Source organism: Tritonibacter sp. SIMBA_163, from assembly GCF_046535935.1.
GTDB lineage: Bacteria > Pseudomonadota > Alphaproteobacteria > Rhodobacterales > Rhodobacteraceae > Epibacterium > Epibacterium scottomollicae.
In genome coordinates this window covers 1-229 of record NZ_JAWJBP010001562.1, presented here as the reverse complement: position 1 = coordinate 229, position 229 = coordinate 1, and the positions used below count along the sequence as shown (strand labels likewise).

At 59.4% G+C, this 229-nt stretch carries 1 protein-coding gene; it reads left to right on the top strand.

Annotated elements, in window-relative coordinates:
• Window positions 1-23: 23 nt before the first annotated feature.
• A partial coding sequence (locus tag R0J92_RS27525; RefSeq protein WP_411054012.1) for a hypothetical protein occupies window positions 24-229 on the top strand: 206 nt, incomplete at its 3' end.

The following is a 229-nucleotide window of genomic DNA, read 5'->3' as shown; positions in this document are numbered from 1 at the left end:
GCATCGACAGTTTTTCCCGACCGGTGCTGCATCTGACGATCCGACCGCGCGACGAACACAGCGATGTCCATGTCTATGTCTGTCATTTCAAGTCGAAGGCGCCGACGCAGGTTGGCCGGGAAGACTGGTTCAAGGACAATCCGGTCTACAGCAAGCACGCGACAGCGCTGGGCTCGGCAATCTCGACGATTCGGCGCACGGCCGAAGCGGCTGCATTGCGCTTTATGCT